Raw genomic sequence first — 18831 nt, 5'->3', positions numbered from 1 at the left:
ATTTTTAATGTCGTAAAGGTTTATCTCTATTCATTTCTATAATATCTACACTTTTAGGTTCTTGGTTTAAAAAGTGCTTGCTAAAATGGTCTGCTCTTAACCAAAACGAATACTCTGTCATGTTACCAAAGCTATGGCGTTGTCCTGGTAGGAGCATAAAATCAAAGCGTTTATTTGCTTTAATTAGTGCATTTGCCATTCTAATGGTGCCTCCTGGGTGTACATTATTATCTACATCTCCTGTTATTAACATTAAGTTTCCTTTTAAGTTTTTTGCTAACGACTGGTTTTTATCAATAACATATTTGTATTTAATACTGCCATCGTCATCTTTTTCTTCTAGAATACCATGGTGTGTTTCGCTCCACCAACTGTTGTAAATAGAATTATCGTGATTTCCAGCAGAAGATACTGCAGCTTTAAAAAAGTCTGGATATACTAGCATAGCAGCTGTAGACATAAAACCACCGCCAGAGTGACCAAATATACCAACTTTATTAATGTCAATAAAAGCATGTTTATCTGCCAATTGCTCTGCTACATATTTTTTATCGGCTAATCCATAATCTCGCAAGTTGCCATACCCGTAATTATGATACCATTTAGATCTCGAGGGGTGTCCGCCTCTATTACCTAAAGTAACCACAATAAAGCCTATTTGTGCCATACGGTCTAATCTATCCATTCTAACAGAAAAAGATTTGTTTACAGCTTCTGTTTGTGGTCCAGGATACACATATTCTAGCAAAGGGTAAGTTAGTTTTTCATTAAAATTAAAAGGCTTATACATTACTCCGTAAATATCTGTAATACCATCATCTGCCTTCATTTTAAAAGGCTCAGGGAATTTATATCCAGTAGCCATTAATTGCGATAAATCTGCTTCTTCAAGGCTTAAAACAACATTACCGTTGTTGTTTCGTAGTTCAGACTTTGGTACTGTGTTTACTCTAGAGTAATTACTAACAAAATACTTATTAGAGTCAGACATGCTGGTGTTTGTGTTGTAATCTCCTGCATTTAGGTTTTTTAAATCACTACCATTTAAGTTTATTTTAAATAAATGCTCGTAGTAAGGGTCTTGATTTTTGGTAACACCATTTGCTGTAAAATATAAAACCCGTTCTTTTTCGTTTATATTAACAAACTTTTCTGCATGAAATTCACCTTTTGTAATTTGTCTTTTTAATTTACCATTACTATCATATAAATAAAAGTGCGCCCAACCATCGCGCTCAGACCAATGTATTAGTTCTTGTTCGTTATTAAAAAGTACTAGAGGTTTTTCTTCTACGTATGTGTTTAGCTCCTCTTTAATTAATGTTTTTGTTTCGCCTGTATTAATATCGGCAACACAAATATTAATTCTTTTTCTATCTCTACTTTTTGTGCTGTAGTATATTTTGTTTTTTTTAGATAGTAATAATGCAGGCTTAAACTCATCAGAAAAATTCGACTTTTTTATTGGAGCTTTATAAATATTTATATCTTGTTGTATAGTGGTATCTAACTTAATACGGTTTATTTTTTTAGAGGGCATATCGAAAATAAGAACTTCAGGTTTGTAATACTCTTGTTCTCCTGCCATATGGTATTTGTAAGTTTCTAGAGTAGGTCGTTGGTTGGCAACAGAATTAATTACCCAAAGATCTTTTATATGCCTATAGTCTCCTTTTTGAAAAACAAATTTTTTAGAATCGTGAGACCAAATACCACTAATGCTTTTGCGCTTGTCTTTATTCTTCTCTTTGGTTTCGTTGTTTTCTCCTCTAGCGTAACCACCGTAGCTGTAGTTCTCTTCACCGTCTTTAGTCCATTGGTTTTCAACAATTGTAGTGTCTTTTTCGTCTTTTACAGCTTTTAAGAAATTCTCCTTATCCATCCAGTATAAATTGTAGTTTTTAGAGAATAAAACAATGGTACTATCTGGCGAAATATTTGCCCACATTTTCCACTTTTTTTCGCTCTCTTTTTTATTATCGATTATAGTTAAGGCGTTGCTTCCTAATTTATATTCAAAATGATAAACCTTATTTTCCTTTTTTAGTGGCTTTTTGTTTTTGGTTAATGTAGAGTCTTTTTTTATAGATGTCGTATCTGTTTTAGTAAGCTCTTTTTCCTTTTCAGTAACATCTACTTTTTCTGTTGATGTTACTCTAAAACGAATTGCTGTTTCGTTTTTAACAAACTTAAAGTTAAATCGAGGTAAGTGTTTTGCATCATATGGATCTTTAGTTATTTCTGTTAACCATTTTGCCATTTTAGCATTATCAAATAATTTGGTTTTGGTACGTTTATCTGCATCTACAATATAATAGTTAGAGCCTTCTGTAGTTTTATATTGATACCAAAACCGGTTTCCATTTTTTAACCAATTGGGCCTTACAGATGTAGAGTGTACAAGTTTTGCAATGTTAGAAGGCGAAAACTTTGATGCCAAGCGGTAGTTTGGTGCTGGTGTTAATTTTTGAGCTGTTTCTTGCGCTAAAACAATGTTTAATGTTAAAAAACATATTACTTTAATTATATAATTCATATCCTTTAGTAAAATGATTAAATAGGGCTGTAGTTATGTAAAAAAAAGAAGGCTTATAATTTAAACCAGTCTTTTGTTATTTCTTTTTCTATTGATTTATTTCCGTTGTGAATAAACTCGTTTTTAGCAGCATTATAAGTATAATCTTTTTGCCATGCTTTGTAATTATTTGCTACTTCTTCAATCGATTGACATATAAATTCTATTTCGCTATTTGTCATAGTGGGATGAATAGACATTCTAATCCAGCCCGGACGCTCAATTAAACAACCTTCTAATATTTTTTGTTCTATAAATTTAGATGTGTTTTGGTCTACATTAAGTAAATAATGCCCGTAAGTACCTGCGCAAGAGCAGCCTCCGCGAGTTTGTACTCCAAACCTATCGTTTAAAAGTTTAACTATAAGATTGTAATGTGCATCGTCAATATAAAAAGAAAATACACCTAGTCGATCTTTATGGTTTGGAGCTAAAATTTTTAAATTCTTAATTTTAGAGAGTTTACTAAATACAATATCGTTTAATTGATGCTCGCGGTCTAAAATGTTTTTTACTCCCATTTGTTCTTTCAATTTAATAGAAAGAGCAATTTTTATAGCTTGAATAAAGCCAGGAGTACCACCATCTTCACGGGTTTCAATATCATCAATATAATCGTGGTCTCCCCAAGGATTCGTGTAGCTTACTGTGCCACCGCCAGGATTGTCTGGAACAACATTTTTATATAATTTTTTATTAAAAATTAACACGCCAGAAGATCCAGGGCCACCTAAAAATTTATGAGGCGAAAAGGTAATAGCATCTAAATATTCGTCTTTATGCTCTGGGTGCATGTCGATGTTTACGTATGGTGCAGAACAAGCAAAATCTACAAAGCACAAACCATTATTTTGATGCATAATTTTAGCAATATCATAATAGTTAGTACGAATACCAGTTACGTTAGAGCATCCTGTTACAGCTGCAATTTTTATAGGGCAATTTTGGTGTTTTTTTAATAGGTTTTCTAGTTCTGTTAGGCATGGTAATCCGTTTCTATTCGAAGGTATAACCTCTACACGGGCAATGGTTTCTAGCCAAGATGTTTGATTAGAGTGGTGCTCCATGTGCGATACAAAAATAACAGGTCTTTTCTCCTCAGGAACCGTGGTGTTATCTTTTAAGTTTTCGTTTAGTTTTATACCTAATATACGTTGAAATTTATTAATAGCTCCTGTCATGCCAGTGCCAACAGTTATTAATACATCGTCTTTAGAGGCGTTAACGTGTTGTTTAATAATATTTCTGGCATCGTGGTAAGCATGTGTCATTGCAGAACCTGTAATAGAGGTTTCGGTATGCGTATTTGCAACAAAAGGGCCTATTTGTTTTGTTATTTTATCTTCAATAGGTTTGTAGAGCCTTCCGCTTGCAGTCCAGTCTGCATAAATAATTTTTTTTCTTCCGTAGGGCGAATCAAAATATAAGTCGTCTCCTATAATATTGTTTTTAAATGATTGAAAATAAGCCTCTAAATTTAATGAGGTTTTAGCTTTTGAGGCAAAAATATTTTTTATATTGTTTACTATAGAACTCATAAGGTTAGATTTTTAAAAAAAATTACCTTGGAAAATAAGAAACCAAGGTAATTTCAACACTAAAACAATCAAAACTAATTGATCTTGCTTTTTATATGTTTAGTTCGTTAAAAAGTTCTGTTAATTTACTGCTAGATGGCCTTGGTGCATCTGCTTTTACAATTTTACCTTGTGGGTCTATTAAAATAAACCTAGGTATTCCTGTTACGCTGTAGCTGTCTGCAAACGTTTTGTCTTCTTTAGCCCAAAGTTGTATGCCTCCTAATTCCTTTTCATTAACCATTTTTTTCCATGTGTCGTAGGCATTTTTTCTGTCGACAGAAATACTAACAAATTCAATGTTTTTTCCGTGATATGCTTTTTCTATTTTTTTTAAATGCGGAATTTCTGCTTTACAAGGCCCGCACCAAGTAGCCCACATATCTATGTATACATATTTACCTTTTAAATCGTTTAAAGATGTTAAACCTCCTGCATGGTTTTCGTAATCGGTAAACTTTGGAGAGTCCTGCCCTGTAAGCGCTAGTAATTTTTGTTTCTCGTTGTACATAGAGCTAAACTGCTTATTTAAACCTTCAATTTCTTCGTTTTGAGAAGCAATAAAAGTAGAGTCTAAATTAGTAGTGCTATCTATAAGCGCTTTTAAAGCACTAGAGTTTGAAGCCATTTTTTTATCGAAGTCTGTTTTAGACATACTCATTAGCTCCTCATAATCAATAATTTTTTCTTGCAAAATAGCTTTTTTAACAAGATAGTTGTTTGGTTCTGCCCCTTTGCCTTCGTATTTTAAGGTTTCATCAAACATTTTGGTGTCTAGACTTAAATTTAAATCGTATCCGTTTTTTAAAAATAGCGAAGCTCTTTCTTTTCCATCAAAAAAGATATAGTTTCCAGGTTCAACAGAAAGGGTGTCAGAAAACGATCCGTTAGCATCTACTTTAATGGTTTTAATAATACCACGTTGAGCAATAATTAAAGAGTCTGAGTTTGGGTTTGAAATTGTTCCAGAAAAGGTTACAAAGTCTTTGTTTGCTTCTTGTTTACAAGATGCAAATATTAAAGCTACTGATAATATGTAAATTAGATTTTTCATTAGTTTTTTAATTTGAAATTATTAATACCTTTTTTTAACCAGGTATGATACGCGTTAACATCTGGAGTATAGGCTACGGGTTCTATTAAATTTTCTTCGTTATGATCCATTAATACATACATAGGTTGTGTATTAGCTTTGTATTTTATGGTTTGTAGTTCGCTCCACTTTTGGCCAATATATTTTAATTTTTTACCTGGTCTCAATTTAGAGTCTACAATTTCGTGGTCTTCTAGTTTGCGTTTATCGTCTACATAAAGCGAAATAAGAACCACATCGTTTTTTAAGAATTTAAGAACACTAGGCTTAACCCAAACATTTTGTTCCATTTTACGACAGTTTACACAAGCATGACCTGTAAAATCTATCATAACAGGTTTGCCTACTTTTTTTGCGTAAGCCAAACCTTTATCGTAATCGTTAAAAGCTAAAATATCGTGTGGAGGCATTAAGTGTGCTCCATCTGGAATTTCACTGTGGTTATTTGCCAAATTCGAGCCAGATCCTAATTGCGTAAATCCTACACCATAAGGCGATTCGCTATAATGTTGAGGTGGTGGAAAAGCACTTATTAAGTTTAATGGCGCCCCCCATAGTCCGGGAATCATATAAATAGTAAAAGACATTACTATTAAGCCTAAACTTAATCTTCCTACAGAAATATGTGATAAAGGCGAATCGTGCGGTAATTGTATTTTTCCGAAAAGGTAAAACGCAAGGGCTCCAAAAATGGCAATCCAAATAGCTAAAAATACTTCACGTTCTAGCCAGTGTAATTGTAAAACTAAATCGGCGTTAGATAGAAATTTAAATGCTAAAGCTAATTCTAAAAATCCTAAAACCACCTTTACTGTATTTAACCAACCACCAGATTTTGGTAAAGAGTTTAACCAACCAGGAAAAGCAGCAAATAAGGCAAAAGGTAAAGCAATGGCTAACGAGAATCCTAGCATGCCAACAATAGGCCCTATTTGGCTACCGCCAGCAGCAGCTTCTACTAGTAAGGTTCCAACAATAGGTCCTGTACAAGAAAAAGAAACAATTGCTAAGGCTAGAGCCATAAAAAAGATGCCAATTAAACCACCTCTATCTGCTTGAGAATCTACTTTGTTTGCCCAAGAATTGGGCAGCATAATTTCAAACGCTCCTAAAAAAGAAGCAGCAAAAACTAATAATAAAATAAAGAAAATTATGTTAAACCAAACATTGGTAGATAATGCATTTAAGGCATCGGCTCCAAATAGTAGGCTTACTAAAATGCCTAAAAACACATAAATTACAATAATAGATAATCCGTAAATTATGGCATTACGTATACCAGCAGCTTTGGTTTTACTTTGTTTGGTAAAAAAGCTCACCGTCATAGGAATCATAGGGAAAACACAGGGTGTTAACAATGCGGCGAAACCTGATAAAAAGGCAATAATAAATATTCCTAAAAGACTCTTGTCTGATTCTTTTGAAGATGAAGTAGTAATGTCTTTGGTAGCAGATACGTTTGATGTACTAGTATTTGTGTCTAGGTTAAATGTTAAATCTACTTCGGTAGGAGGTAGGCATCGTGTATCATCACAAACCATAAATTCTACAAACGCTTCAAGTGTATTCTTGTCTCCTATAACCTTAATTTTTTGCTCGAAAGTAGCTTTGTTTTCAAAAAACTTAATTTTCATATCAAAAACAGGATCGTCAACAGTATGTCCCTCTTCTTCGGTAGTATTTCCTATAATTTTAAACGCACCGTTAGCATCATCAAAAGTAAATGTAGTAGGAATTGGCCCGTCTTCTGGTACATTCTGCGAATAGAGGTGCCAACCAGCTTCAACCGTAGCTTTGGCTATTAATTTAAATTCGGTATCCGAAATTTTTTCAACAGAAGTTGTCCATTTTACAGGGTCTAATATTTGCGAATAGCCAAAAGAAAAGGCCATTAAAGCAAAAAGAAAAATTAATTTTCTCATAGTTATTATTGTGTTTGGTGGTTTAGTTAATTTATTTCGAATACTAAATCAGTTTCAGTAGGAGGTAAGCATCTCGTGTCGTCGCAAACCATAAATTCAACCGTAGCTTCAACTTTAAAATTTGTTTTAGATTTTAATTTTATACGCTGTTTAAAAGAGGCTTTGTTTTCAAAAAATTTAATTTTCATTCCAAAAATAGGATCATCAATAGTGTGTCCTGTTTCTTCAGATGTGTTTCCTTTTTTTAAATAGTTTGCATTACCCTTAAAAGAAAAACTTGTAGCAATTGGGCCATCTTCTGGTACGTTTTGCGAATAGAGGTGCCAATGAGGTTCTATGGTTGCAGTTGCTATTAAGACAGCTTCTGTGTCTGATGTTTTTTCTATACTAGTTGTCCATTTTACGGGCTCTAGTATTTGTGCGTTACTTATAGAAAAGGTAAAAAAGGCTAGTAATAGAATTAAGTTTTTCATTTTTAGTGCTTTAGGTTGCTAAATAAAATTAAATGTATTTTTTATTTAACGATACATTTGTTACCCAATATTTAAATATTAACAGATGTAATTAAATTATAAATAAATGTTTAGTACTTGTGTTATATAAGTCGTTACAAATCTACTTTCCCCCTAACTTGAAACTGTTAAATGATTCTTAAATGTTTATTCTATTTTTAAAATAGAAGGGCTAAATGGGGATATATAGCCCTTCTTTCTATCTTTCTAATAAATTATTAAATAACTAATTCAAAAAATTCACATAAATACAAATGTAAGTAGAAAAATAGTGTTATTTTAAAGGGGCTCCGTTGTTATCTAGAGATCCAGATTTTATAATAATTAATTGATCTAAATTGATATGCTTTTTAATAGACGCATTAACTTGTTTAACTGTTACAGCTTCAACATCTTTTGGGTATTTGTCTATATAACTAGGTTCTAACCCTCGTTCTAAAAATGCTAAAATTGTTCCTGCTAATCCAGATGTGGTAGATAGTCCTACTTTAAAACTTCCTGTAATGTTAGTTTTTTTGCTAGCCAACTCATCGCTTGTAATACCATGAGATATCCATTTTTTAATTTGAACCATAGTAGCATCTAGTCCTTTTTGAAAAAGTGTAGGGTTAAAAGAAGCATTAACAAACCAATAGCCTCCAGTGTTTGAGTGGCCTGTATGGTTAGCTACAATGCTGTATGTTAGCCCATCATTATCTCTTACGGTTTGCATTAAGCGTCCAGAAAATCCGCCTCCTAATATGCTTGTACCAATATAAAAAGGCATAAAATCTTTATCGGTTCTTTTAATGCCTGTATATTGACCAATAAACATTTCTGCACTTGGTTTTTGAGGAATACTTATAACTTTAGTTAAACCGTTTTCTTTTGTTGGCTCTGTGTATTTAGCAAGACCTTTTACACCACCATTCCAACCTTTAAAGGCTTTTTTTAATGCAGCATACAATGTTTTTGTATCTACATCGCCCACAGCAACCATGCGTAGGCCTGCGTTACCAAAATAGGTTTTGTGAAACGTTTTTATTTCTTGTAGGGTTACGCTGTTTAAATTATCTATAGATGTTTGTGTGTCTGTTAAATAATTTGGGTGTCCTTTAGGGTAAATGGCCTGCGAAAGTTTAATTTTTCCCTGAGAACTAGGGTCTGTTAAGCCTTGTTTCATTTGTCCTACAGTTTGCTGTTTTAGCAGGTCGAATTCTTTTTTATCAAATAACGGGTAGCGCAATTCTTCTGCAAGTAAATTAATAACGGTGTTTAGATCTTTTTTAAGACACTTAAAACTAATGTTTACGTTTTGAGTTTCTGCACTAATGTTTAATTGTACTCCTAACTTTTCTAACTTTTGAGAAAATTGTAATTTATTATTTTTAATAGTCCCCTTGTTTAGCATTTGGGTGGTTAAATATGGTGTCATTTCATTTCCATTGGTGTTTAAATAATCGCCAATAGGAAAACTAGCCGATATAGTAAGGAAGCCTTTAGCTCCGGTTTTAGCAGTAACAAGATCTATATTCTCTATGTTTTTTCGAATAAATTTTTCTCCAGATTTTGATGCCTCTATAGTTTCGTAAGCCGATGCTATTTGGGTAACTGCTTTTTGAGAAAGTTGATTAGGTTTTGTTTCGTTTATACAGTTGTCGTGGATGTGTTTTGGGTTTCTGTAAAAGTATTTATCGTTATTATCCGGTATAACATTTGAAGCTTTTAAGTCGTTAGGTGTATTTTTGCCTAATGTTTTAGGAATAAAATAACCCGTTGTGCTTTGATCTTCTATTAAATAAGTGTTGGCTACACGTTTTACATCTTGTGTAGTAACTTTGCTAAGCCTATTACTTTTATTAATATAATCTGTCCAGTCTCCTCCAGCAATAGCTTCGTTTATCTGGCTTGCAATGCTTCCAGATCCATCTCTAGATAAAATAGTTTGAGCATTAAGTTTTGCTACTATTCTATTAATGTCTTCTTGTAATACTCCTTCTTTTTTTATTTTCTCTACCATGTTTAAAAGAGAGGCATATAAATCGTCATGATTAGCTGTTGGGGCAAAACCTAAAGACATGGTAAACAGACCAGCTTCTTTAAAATTGGATGCTTGGGCAGACCCGAAATAAGCTAAGCCCGTATTTATAAAAGATTTGCTTAGTAAAGAAGACTGTCCGTTACCAATAATTTGACTTAATACAGTAAGGGCTGGTAAATCTTCATGCATTCGGCCAGGTATTTTGTATCCAACCGTTAGCATGCCTTGTTGTCCTGGTTTTTTTATAATAGTTCTTCTTGGTCCTAATTGAGCAGGCTCTGTAGTATAAGGTTGAGGCATGTTGTGTGGTGCCCTTGTTATTTTACCAAAATATTTATCTACAAGTTTAAAGAGTGTTGTTTTTTGAAAATCACCAATAATGGTTAGAGTTGCATTATTTGGCCAGTAGTATGTATTGTAAAATTCACGTAATGTTTCAATAGGCATGTTTTCTATGTCTGCACGCCAGCCAATTGTAGAGTGGTGGTATGGATGAGCCATGTAAGCAGTAGCCCATATTTCTTTATTTAAAAGACTATTAGGATTGTTTTCTCCTCGTTCAAACTCATTACGAACTACAGTCATTTCTGCATCTTTATCTTCTTTTAATAATAAAGAGTTGCGCATTCTGTCAGACTCTATGTGTAGCGCTAATTCTAATTTATCACTAGGTATAGTTTCGTAATAATTTGTACGATCATTCCATGTCGTGGCATTCATTTGTGCACCAATACCTTGTAAAACATTAAAAATTGCATTTCCGTTTCTTTTGTTAAAAGTAGGAGTGCCTTTAAAATTTAAATGTTCTAATAAGTGAGTAGAACCTGTGTTTCCTGTTACCTCATGTTTTGAGCCCACACGATATACAATTTGTACTGTAACTACAGGAGCCGAATTGTCTTGTACAAGTAACACCTTCATTCCGTTAGGAGTGTATAGGTATTCTTCTATGCCTTCTAATTCTTGAATTTTATTAAATTTACTGTTTTGCGCTTTTACTATTAGGGATGTAAAACCAATTAGAAGTAAAAGTGTTAAGGTCTTTAATTTCATTTTAATAATGTTGTGTTATATTTATTAAGAGTATATAATTTGCGTTTTCCCCTAAGAATAAAATGTTAAATTTTTATTTTTTTTATTAATTCCTTGCGAAATCTATTAAAAAAAGAGGTTTTGCTGTTAATTATTCTAGTGTTTACCTTTACAGTAGTTTATCAAGCTTAATAACAGTTTCTTTAAATCCTTCTGGATCTGTAATACATTTTGATGGAAACCAGCTTATATTAAATTTTGAAACAAAATTATTATCGTTTGCCCCTTTTTAGATCGTAATTGTATCTAACCGTATGCTTTTGGAGTTGCAAAATCGTTAAATATATAAGAGGAGTCTATGCCTTTAAGAGTGCCAAATACTTTAAAATTGGTGTTGTTTTCTTGGACTCTTAAGGTTTTAATTGAAAATAATAAGCATAAAAAAGAAAATTTATAAATTTGATTTTCATTTTAGGTTGTATTAATTAGTTATGGAAGTATAATATATTTATACCCATCGCCTTCAGAAAAATATAGTTTATTGCGGTTCTTTTTAAACCATTTAACCCATTCTTTTTCTGTTTTAAAATTTTCGTTAGTATATCTAGTTAAAATGCGTTTGGCCATTGCTACATCGCCTCCTTTTTTTAGCATTTTAATTGCAGTATCTATAAGCTTTATGTCGTTATTTGGAATGCCAAGAGCTTTAGCATCTTCATCAATTGCATTTTGGTAATAATGTTTGTACGGTAATGGGTAAAAGTAATTCATGTTTTCTTTGTAGCGTTCTTCATAAGCTTTCCAGTTATTTCCAAATTTGTCTTTTAAATCTTGTGGTTCGTGGCGAATAGTCCACTCTCTAGTTTCTTTTCTAATAGGCATTTGCAATTTCATTTTTTCTAATTCAGAAAGTGTTTTACCTGCTTCTTTTTTAGCTTGAAGTTTTAGTTTTTCTTCTTTAGATTTTAATGTGTCTTTGTTAATGTAGTGTAACCAAGCTTTTGCTCCACGGTCAGAAACTGTCCATTGTTGTTCTCTTGTGTATTCACGTAATGGTATTCTTTTAATTTTTCTTGTAATTTGCTTAGCGCCTTTAAAAGGAGCTATGTAGTGTATCGCATTAATAAATGTAAGTTTAGCGCTATCTGTCATATATTCTGGAGCAGCTGCAAAACCCCAATGGAAAAAGTTAGCATGACGCCCAATAGCTGTAGCTTCAACACCTTTAGCACATTTGCCACTGGAAATCCATTCGGCATCAATTCCGTTTTCAAAAGCATAACCTGTCGATACTAATCCAATAGGGAAGCCTTTACCGTCTTCATAGCCTTCAGTTTGCATTCTCCACATAGGCATTGTTTCTCTTAAATCTCTACCTCCATATCTTGCTTTGTAATTACTAGGAACTTTTTGTTTTTCGTAAGTAATAGTAATTTTATTTGGGGTGTTAAATATAGGGTGTTCTAATTTCATGCCATGGGCATGAGCATCTAAACATAGGCACAAGTGATCTATTTTTAGTTCGCGTCCTTCTCCAATAAAAGCAGAAGGTTCTCCAATCATGATAGTGGCATGATTAAACGACTTTGTTAAATATTGGCGTGTTTTGTAACCTAATATTTGTCCGTTTTTATCCTTTTCGTAACCGCCTGTAAAAGGGGTGAGATAAGCGTCAATTATGGTAACATCATAATCTGCAGACATAGTTTCTTTAAAATCGGCTCCGTAAATGGTTGTTACAGTTTCGAAATATCTATTTAAAAAACTCTCAAAATCGGAGGCTCTTTTTTTTTGCAATGCTAGCTTTCTGTCTGGATTGGTAGAGTATTTTAGATCTCTTTCTGATATGGGCTTGTCTGGATTTGTACCTACATAAAGAATTTTTAAATCAGATTTTTTTGATTGCCCGAAAGTAGGTAGGGATAACCCAATTGTTAAAATAAGTAAAAGGGCTTGTTTTAAAAGATGCTTCATATGTGTAGTTTTAAATGTTGATTAAAATAATATTAAAGGGTTAACGATTTTGTTTTTGTTTGTGGAGGTAAGCATACTCTAAGATCGCAGGTTTGGTAAAATAAACCAGATGTAATTGTTGTAGATTTATTATAGCTGCCTACAGAACAGTATTGAACAAAAACAGGATTGCCATGATAAACAAATATATCGTCGCCATAGGGTTCGCTAATAGATTTTTCCCAGTCGCCAATTGCTGTTATTCCTTCTGGTAATTCTAATTCTAGCCTAGATGCAATGTATGGTTGGTTTTGTGGTACATAAGCGTAAATATGCCATTGCTCTTCTATGCTGGCTTTAAGAATTATTGCTAAATGTGATTTGTCGTTAGACCATACAATTTTAGAATTTATGGATACAGGATCTGCTGGTGTAGTTTCTGGTGTTTGTAGTGCTTTTGACGCTTGTATTGCTTTGCTTTTTAAATCGTTTGGTATTTGTGCGTTACCAAGTTGTATAACAAAAAAAAGTGCTAATGTTTTAAATAATATGTTTTTCATATAATCTTATATTTTATTTAGAAATAACGAATTAGTTTAGGTGGTTATATTTATTAAGTGTGTGTATAAAGCTTTACCCCTTGTTAAGAAGTGTTAATTTTTTTTGTAAAAACAAAAAAGAGCAGAAAATAATTTCTGCTCTTTTTATAACTGTATAATGTAAATGTTGAATGTATTAAGATTAATGCCCGAAAACTTCTTTTAACTTAGCATCTAGCTCTTCTTTTGATGGATTTCTAAGAATTATTTTTTCATTCTCATCCATTAAAAAAGTAGTTGGTAAAAAAGGTACACCATATTGCCTTGCTACAACGCCCCATTGATGGTCGTCGCTAGAGTCGTATAAGTGCATCCAAGTAATTTTATCTTCTTCAATGGCTTTTCTCCATTTTGTTTCTTCGTCTGCAGTGCCAATACCTAAAATTTCAAAGCCATCTTTACCATATTTTTTATATAATTCTTTTAAATGCGGAAAAGAAGCTCTACAAGGTACACACCAAGATGCCCAAAAATCGACTAGTTTATATTTTGCATTTATGCCTTTTAAAGAAACTACTTTCCCGTTTACATCGTTTAAGTTAAAATCTGGGGCTATAGAACCGATACCTAGATTTTTAAAAATATCATTAAACGTTTTTTCGTAATATTTAAACATCGAAGTGGTTTTGGCTTCACCTTTAAAAATTGGATAAATAGCTTTCATTTCGTCTTTAGACATGCGTCCTTCACTAAATTGAAATCCTAAAACCCAAGGCGCTACAGGAGACTCGGGGTGATCTTTAATGTATTGAATCTTGAAATCTCTTTGTTCATTACGTTGTTGTTGTTCCAATTCACTAAATTGAGCTCTCCATTCTCTAAAGGCTTTAATCTTTTCGTCGTCTTTAGAATTATAAGCTGCTGCCATTTTGGGTCTAATATCTTTTAATACAGCAAATTTTTCCTGATACATTATGCTATCCAATTTTGCTTGTTGCGCATTATAAATAGTCTCTAATTTCGAACCTGAAACTTTAGCCTTAAGTTGGCCTCGGTCTGACTCTGCAATATCAAAAGACAAAGAAATAGTACTGTTTTCTATAAAGAAATCGCTATTGTACTTATCATTTATCATAATAACAACCTTATCTGGGTGCTCAATAAAACCTTTAAACTCAAATGCCCCATTTGTCATTTGTGTGCTATCAATAACGACCTTTTTCGCGCCTCTATCAGTAAAATTAAATTCAATTAACTCTACAATGCCTTGATCTAAACCTTTTACTTTTCCAGTAACAACATACCCATTAAAAGCTTCTTTTTTCTCTGTTTCTTTGCATGAGTAAATACTAACACAAGTAATTACTATTAATATGATCTTTTTAAACGTCATAATTATATTTTTAATATTTTCTTAAAGTGATTTTATTTTTCTAATAATTCTTCTAACAACTTAAACGCTTCTTCGCCACCACCAACAAATCGTTTTACAATGTTGCCTCTACGGTCTATGATTAACTTTGTTGGAAACCCTTGTACATTAAAGTGGTTTACAAAATTATCTGACGTGTTAGCCTTATCGCTTAGTAATTGTTGCCACATATACCCGTGCTTTTCAACAAAGGCTTGAATTTTTTCTTTAGTATCTCCAGAGTTAATACCTACAACAACTAAATTATCTTTATGCTTTTCTTGAAACACTTTTACTTCTGGCATTTCTGCTACACATGGGCTGCACCAAAGGCCCCAAAAATCTATCAAAACATATTTACCTTGTAAAGATTTTATATCGAATGCTTTACCATCTAAGGTAGCATTGGTTTTAATTGAAGGAACAGGAAACCCTTCTTTGGTAGCTTTTGTTCCTGCTATTCGGGTTGCTACATCTTGATAATCTGGGTATTCTGATAATTCTTCACTAGACAATCCGTTAAATAATTCTTCCGCTTCGCTAATTTCAATTTGACTACGAATTAACATATCGTTTAAATACCAAGCTGCAGCTAAAGATTTTGGGTTGTTTTTAATATGTTTAACTAACTCGTTTTTTAAAGTAGAAAACAGTGCTTCTGCTTTTTTATTATTTTCTTTTATAATTAGAGAATCTGTTTCGTAGGTGTTTTTAACCGCTAAATTCCCCATTTTATTGTAGTATGGAAAGGTTAGTTTGTTTGCGCTTGCTAGGCTTTCGTTTAATTTATCGCCACCAGGATACATATCCATAAAGTCTGATGCCTCTCCGTTTATCGTTATATTTGCACCAGGAAATGCATAGAATGATAAATAAGCACATTTTACCGGAAAATAACCTTTACCATCTTTAGGGATTTTAAATACTTTACTATCTGAACCATCAAAACTTGGATAAGCTCTTAGCATGCTTAATTTAGATATAGTATCGGTGTAGTTTATTTTTCCGTTAACTACTTTAATAATATCTGTGGTATTTTCTTTTGTATATTTTCTATTTGGATGGCGAAAATGTAAATCTCCTGTAAGTCCTGTAACTTCTCCGGTTATTTTAAATGTATTGTCTTTTTCTTGAGCATTGCTATATGAAAAGATTAGTAGGTATACCGAAAAGAAAAGTATGGTGTTTTTTATAGATTTCATGGTGTGAGTTTTTAATTAGAAAAGTTTAATTTTTAAAAAGCTCTTTTAATTTAGAGTCTAGTTCTTCTTTTGTAGGGTTTCTTAAAACTATTTTGTTGTTAGCATCTACAAGAAGCGTTGTAGGTAAGTGAGGTACACCATAAGATTTTGCCACAGGCCCGTACTTATGGTTTTCGCTTACATCATATACATGATTCCAGGTTGTTTTATCTTCTTCAATGGCTTTTCTCCATTTAGCTTCTTCATCTGCTGTGCCAACACCTATAATAGTAAAACCTTGTTTTTTATATTGTTTACTTAACTCTTTTAAGTGGGGAAATGAAGCTCTGCAAGGTATACACCAAGACGCCCAAAAATCGACAAGTTTATATTTTCCTTCAACTTTAGATAAGGTTAATTTATCACCGTTAACGGTTTTTAAAGTGAAATCTGGAGCTGTGTTACCAACACCTAGATTTTCGAAGTTATCTTTATAAATTTTTTCTATGAAATTTTTAAAAAATCCTGTTTTTCGTGCATCTCCTTCAAAAGTATTATAAAATTCTTTAAGTAATAGTCTAGACATTCTTCCTTCTGTATAATTTACGCCCAATACATGCGGTGACAGTGAAGAACTTGGGTTTTGCCTTACGTAACTATAAATGACGTTGTTATAATCGTCTTGCCTTTTATTCATTAATGGCATTAAAGCTTTTCTTTCCTTATCTAAACTGGCTATTTTAATGCTATCATTTGAAGCATATACTGCTTTTGATTTTTTATTGAACGCATCTAGTTTTGGATAACGACCTTCTTTATAAACCGCTCTAGCTTTTTTGGTTACACTAGAAACTTCGTCGTGCGATTTAGATCCTTTTACTAATGGCTCAAAGCGTGGGTTTCTCTCATCTATGTTACTTACATTAATAGTAAGGTCTATATTGCTGTTTTCTAGTAAAAAAGCACCGCTACACTTACCTATTTGCAAGTGTACCATGTCTGGAAAGTCTACTTTTCCGGTTATTTTAAAGGTGCCATTTGTAACCGGTACACTATCTATTACTGTGGCTTTTTTTTGGTTAAAAAAGGTGTATTCAGAAATTTTAGCATATGTATTATTAATTCCAGTTACAGTTCCGGTAATTGTATAACCATTTGTTTTTTTTGTTTCATCTTTACAAGATGTTAAGCTATAAACAAACAGAAAGGATAATATAAGTATTGATGCAATTTTTTTCATGGCTTTTAAATGTGTTAGTGTTTGCTTGTTAAGTATTATAAATAGGGATAATGCCCCTAAAATATAGACGTTAATTATATGTTAATTATTTAAGTCTGTTTTAGTATAGTTTACTATTAGCGTGGCTAAGTAGAACAACTTTTTACTAAGTTGTTTAAATAAAGAAGGCTTATTAAATATAACAAGCCTTCTATTTATAGTAAGTATACTAAAAGAAATTAGTATGTATTTTGAAGTAAAACACCTGCGCTAGCTATAATATCATCTTGTGGTATTGGGTGTGCATATTTACGAGACCCTTTAAGTAACTCGTAGGTTTGTAAAGGTGCACTTTGATCTACAGCACTTGCAGAATATGGGTAAAACGATCTTACAAGAGCGTCAACATCATCAGATGGATCATCATTAGAGTTGTAACGCTTAACATCGTACCATCTTAAAACAAAAGGTAATTCTCTACGTCTTTCTTCTAAAATTTGTGTTAGTGCTTCTTCTTGAGAACTTGCAGATAATTCAATATCGCTAGTAGATGCTGTATTACGCATTCTTGTTCTTCTTAAAACATTTGCATTTTCTAAACCTGTATTAAAGTCTCCATTACGAACTTGACATTCGGCAACAATTAAATACATTTCTGCAACAGAGGGACCAGATACAGCACGATTAGAGTTTCCAGCAATTGGTGAAGAATATCCTGTTTGGCTAAAAAGAGGGTTATTTATACCGTCTGTTCCTCTAATGTAGGAATGATTTTCAACCATGTAATATTCAAATCTCAAATCGTTAACTTGATCGTAAGTGTTTAATAAATCATCAGAGGGGTATAGCTCGCCAGAAGAGTTTAATAAAGTTCTTTCATAATAAAACTCTCCCCAAACAAGTATATCAGGCTTACTTGTAGTATTGTCTAATTTTGCATTTATTATCTCTGCTGTTTCTGTAGTGCTAGGATCTCCATCACTTTCTATAGTTACGGTCTGACTTATTAAGGTTAAATCTGTATTTAAGTTTCTTAGGGTGTTATCCTCATCAAGTGCTTCTTGTGCATATTTTTCAGCTTTTTCGTAATCGTGAATGGCTAAGTAATATCTAGCTGCAAATGCATTTACAGAGGCTGTACTAGCTCTCCAAATACGTTTTAGTCCATTTTTATAGTCTAGTTTACGGGTTATTTTTAAAGCTTCTTCTATATCTGCAGTCATAAAATCGTAAGTTTCTTGTAACGTCGCTCTCTTTAAAGACTCTTCAAAACTTGTTACTGTTTTTATAGGTAAACCCATTTCTGTTTCATTACCTTTTAAAGCTAAGCAATAAGTTGTAGCCAATAAAAAGTAACTATAGGCTCTAATAAAATGAGCTTCTGCCTTTATATTTGCTTTTTCTTCATCTGTACCTTCTACTATATCTAAAGCTTCTAGAACTAAGTTTGCTGTAAAGATTTTAGACCACTCGCCAGTCCATCCTAAGGTAAGACTCGTGTTTGTGTTTTCTGTACTCCAAGTAGCTTCATGTATGTTCCCTATAGTAATTTCTGTATTGTTTGCATCAAAATAATCACTGTTTAATTCAAAATCATCAGATGCTGTTGCAATTTCGTTTGCTCGCTCCAATTGAAAAGTAGCTCTTTCATTTAACAGCCCTTCTAAATCTTGAATTGAAGATGGTAAAACTCCGTTAGACTTTGATGGTGCCTCGTCTAAATAGTCATCACACCCTGTAAAAAATGCAGTAACTAAAATTAGTGTAAGTATTAATTTATATGTTTTCATGTGTAGC

General features: G+C 32.7%; 12 protein-coding genes. All 12 read right to left on the bottom strand.

From position 1 onward, the window contains the following. Nucleotides 1-4: 4 nt before the first annotated feature. Nucleotides 5-2536, bottom strand: a complete 2532-nt coding sequence (locus ABD715_RS07280; RefSeq protein ID WP_344787479.1) for a S9 family peptidase — start codon at nt 2534-2536, stop codon at nt 5-7. A 53-nt stretch (nt 2537-2589) separates the two neighbouring features. Then, the gene (locus ABD715_RS07275) at nt 2590-4113 is read right to left on the bottom strand and encodes an aminotransferase class V-fold PLP-dependent enzyme (protein ID WP_344787478.1); all 1524 of its coding nucleotides are present in this window, start codon (nt 4111-4113) and stop codon (nt 2590-2592) included. A 91-nt stretch (nt 4114-4204) separates the two neighbouring features. After that, complete coding sequence (locus ABD715_RS07270; RefSeq protein ID WP_344787477.1) at nt 4205-5206, bottom strand: TlpA family protein disulfide reductase; 1002 nt, start codon at nt 5204-5206, stop codon at nt 4205-4207. Beyond that, nucleotides 5206-7167 (bottom strand): protein-disulfide reductase DsbD family protein, encoded by a 1962-nt coding sequence (locus ABD715_RS07265; RefSeq protein ID WP_344787476.1) that lies wholly within the window; start codon nt 7165-7167, stop codon nt 5206-5208. The genes ABD715_RS07270 and ABD715_RS07265 overlap by 1 nt, the downstream gene beginning before the upstream one ends. A gap of 26 nt (nt 7168-7193) precedes the next feature. Then, nucleotides 7194-7640, bottom strand: a complete 447-nt coding sequence (locus ABD715_RS07260; RefSeq protein ID WP_344787475.1) for a protein-disulfide reductase DsbD domain-containing protein — start codon at nt 7638-7640, stop codon at nt 7194-7196. Between the two features lie 313 nt (nt 7641-7953). Next, nucleotides 7954-10752, bottom strand: a complete 2799-nt coding sequence (locus ABD715_RS07255) for a M16 family metallopeptidase (RefSeq protein WP_344787474.1) — start codon at nt 10750-10752, stop codon at nt 7954-7956. Between the two features lie 468 nt (nt 10753-11220). Then, entirely contained in the window at nt 11221-12705 is a 1485-nt protein-coding gene (locus tag ABD715_RS07250; protein WP_344787473.1) for a hypothetical protein, read from the bottom strand. A gap of 32 nt (nt 12706-12737) precedes the next feature. Then, nucleotides 12738-13244 (bottom strand): protein-disulfide reductase DsbD domain-containing protein, encoded by a 507-nt coding sequence (locus ABD715_RS07245; RefSeq protein ID WP_344787472.1) that lies wholly within the window; start codon nt 13242-13244, stop codon nt 12738-12740. Between the two features lie 181 nt (nt 13245-13425). Continuing rightward, nucleotides 13426-14616: a redoxin domain-containing protein gene (locus ABD715_RS07240; protein ID WP_344787471.1), complete on the bottom strand. Its 1191-nt coding sequence runs from the start codon at nt 14614-14616 to the stop codon at nt 13426-13428. Nucleotides 14617-14648: 32 nt separating this feature from the next. Next, a complete protein-coding gene (locus ABD715_RS07235) occupies nt 14649-15836 on the bottom strand; it encodes a TlpA family protein disulfide reductase (protein WP_344787470.1) in 1188 nt (395 codons plus the stop codon). Nucleotides 15837-15861: 25 nt separating this feature from the next. Next, a complete protein-coding gene (locus ABD715_RS07230; RefSeq protein WP_344787469.1) occupies nt 15862-17055 on the bottom strand; it encodes a redoxin family protein in 1194 nt (397 codons plus the stop codon). A 218-nt stretch (nt 17056-17273) separates the two neighbouring features. Next, nucleotides 17274-18824, bottom strand: coding sequence for a RagB/SusD family nutrient uptake outer membrane protein (locus ABD715_RS07225; protein WP_344787468.1), 1551 nt, complete (start codon nt 18822-18824; stop codon nt 17274-17276). Nucleotides 18825-18831: the final 7 nt, after the last annotated feature.

Origin of the sequence: Postechiella marina (assembly GCF_039538365.1) — a bacterium.
Lineage (GTDB): Bacteria > Bacteroidota > Bacteroidia > Flavobacteriales > Flavobacteriaceae > Postechiella > Postechiella marina.
This window is presented reverse-complemented; position numbering and strand designations above follow the sequence as displayed.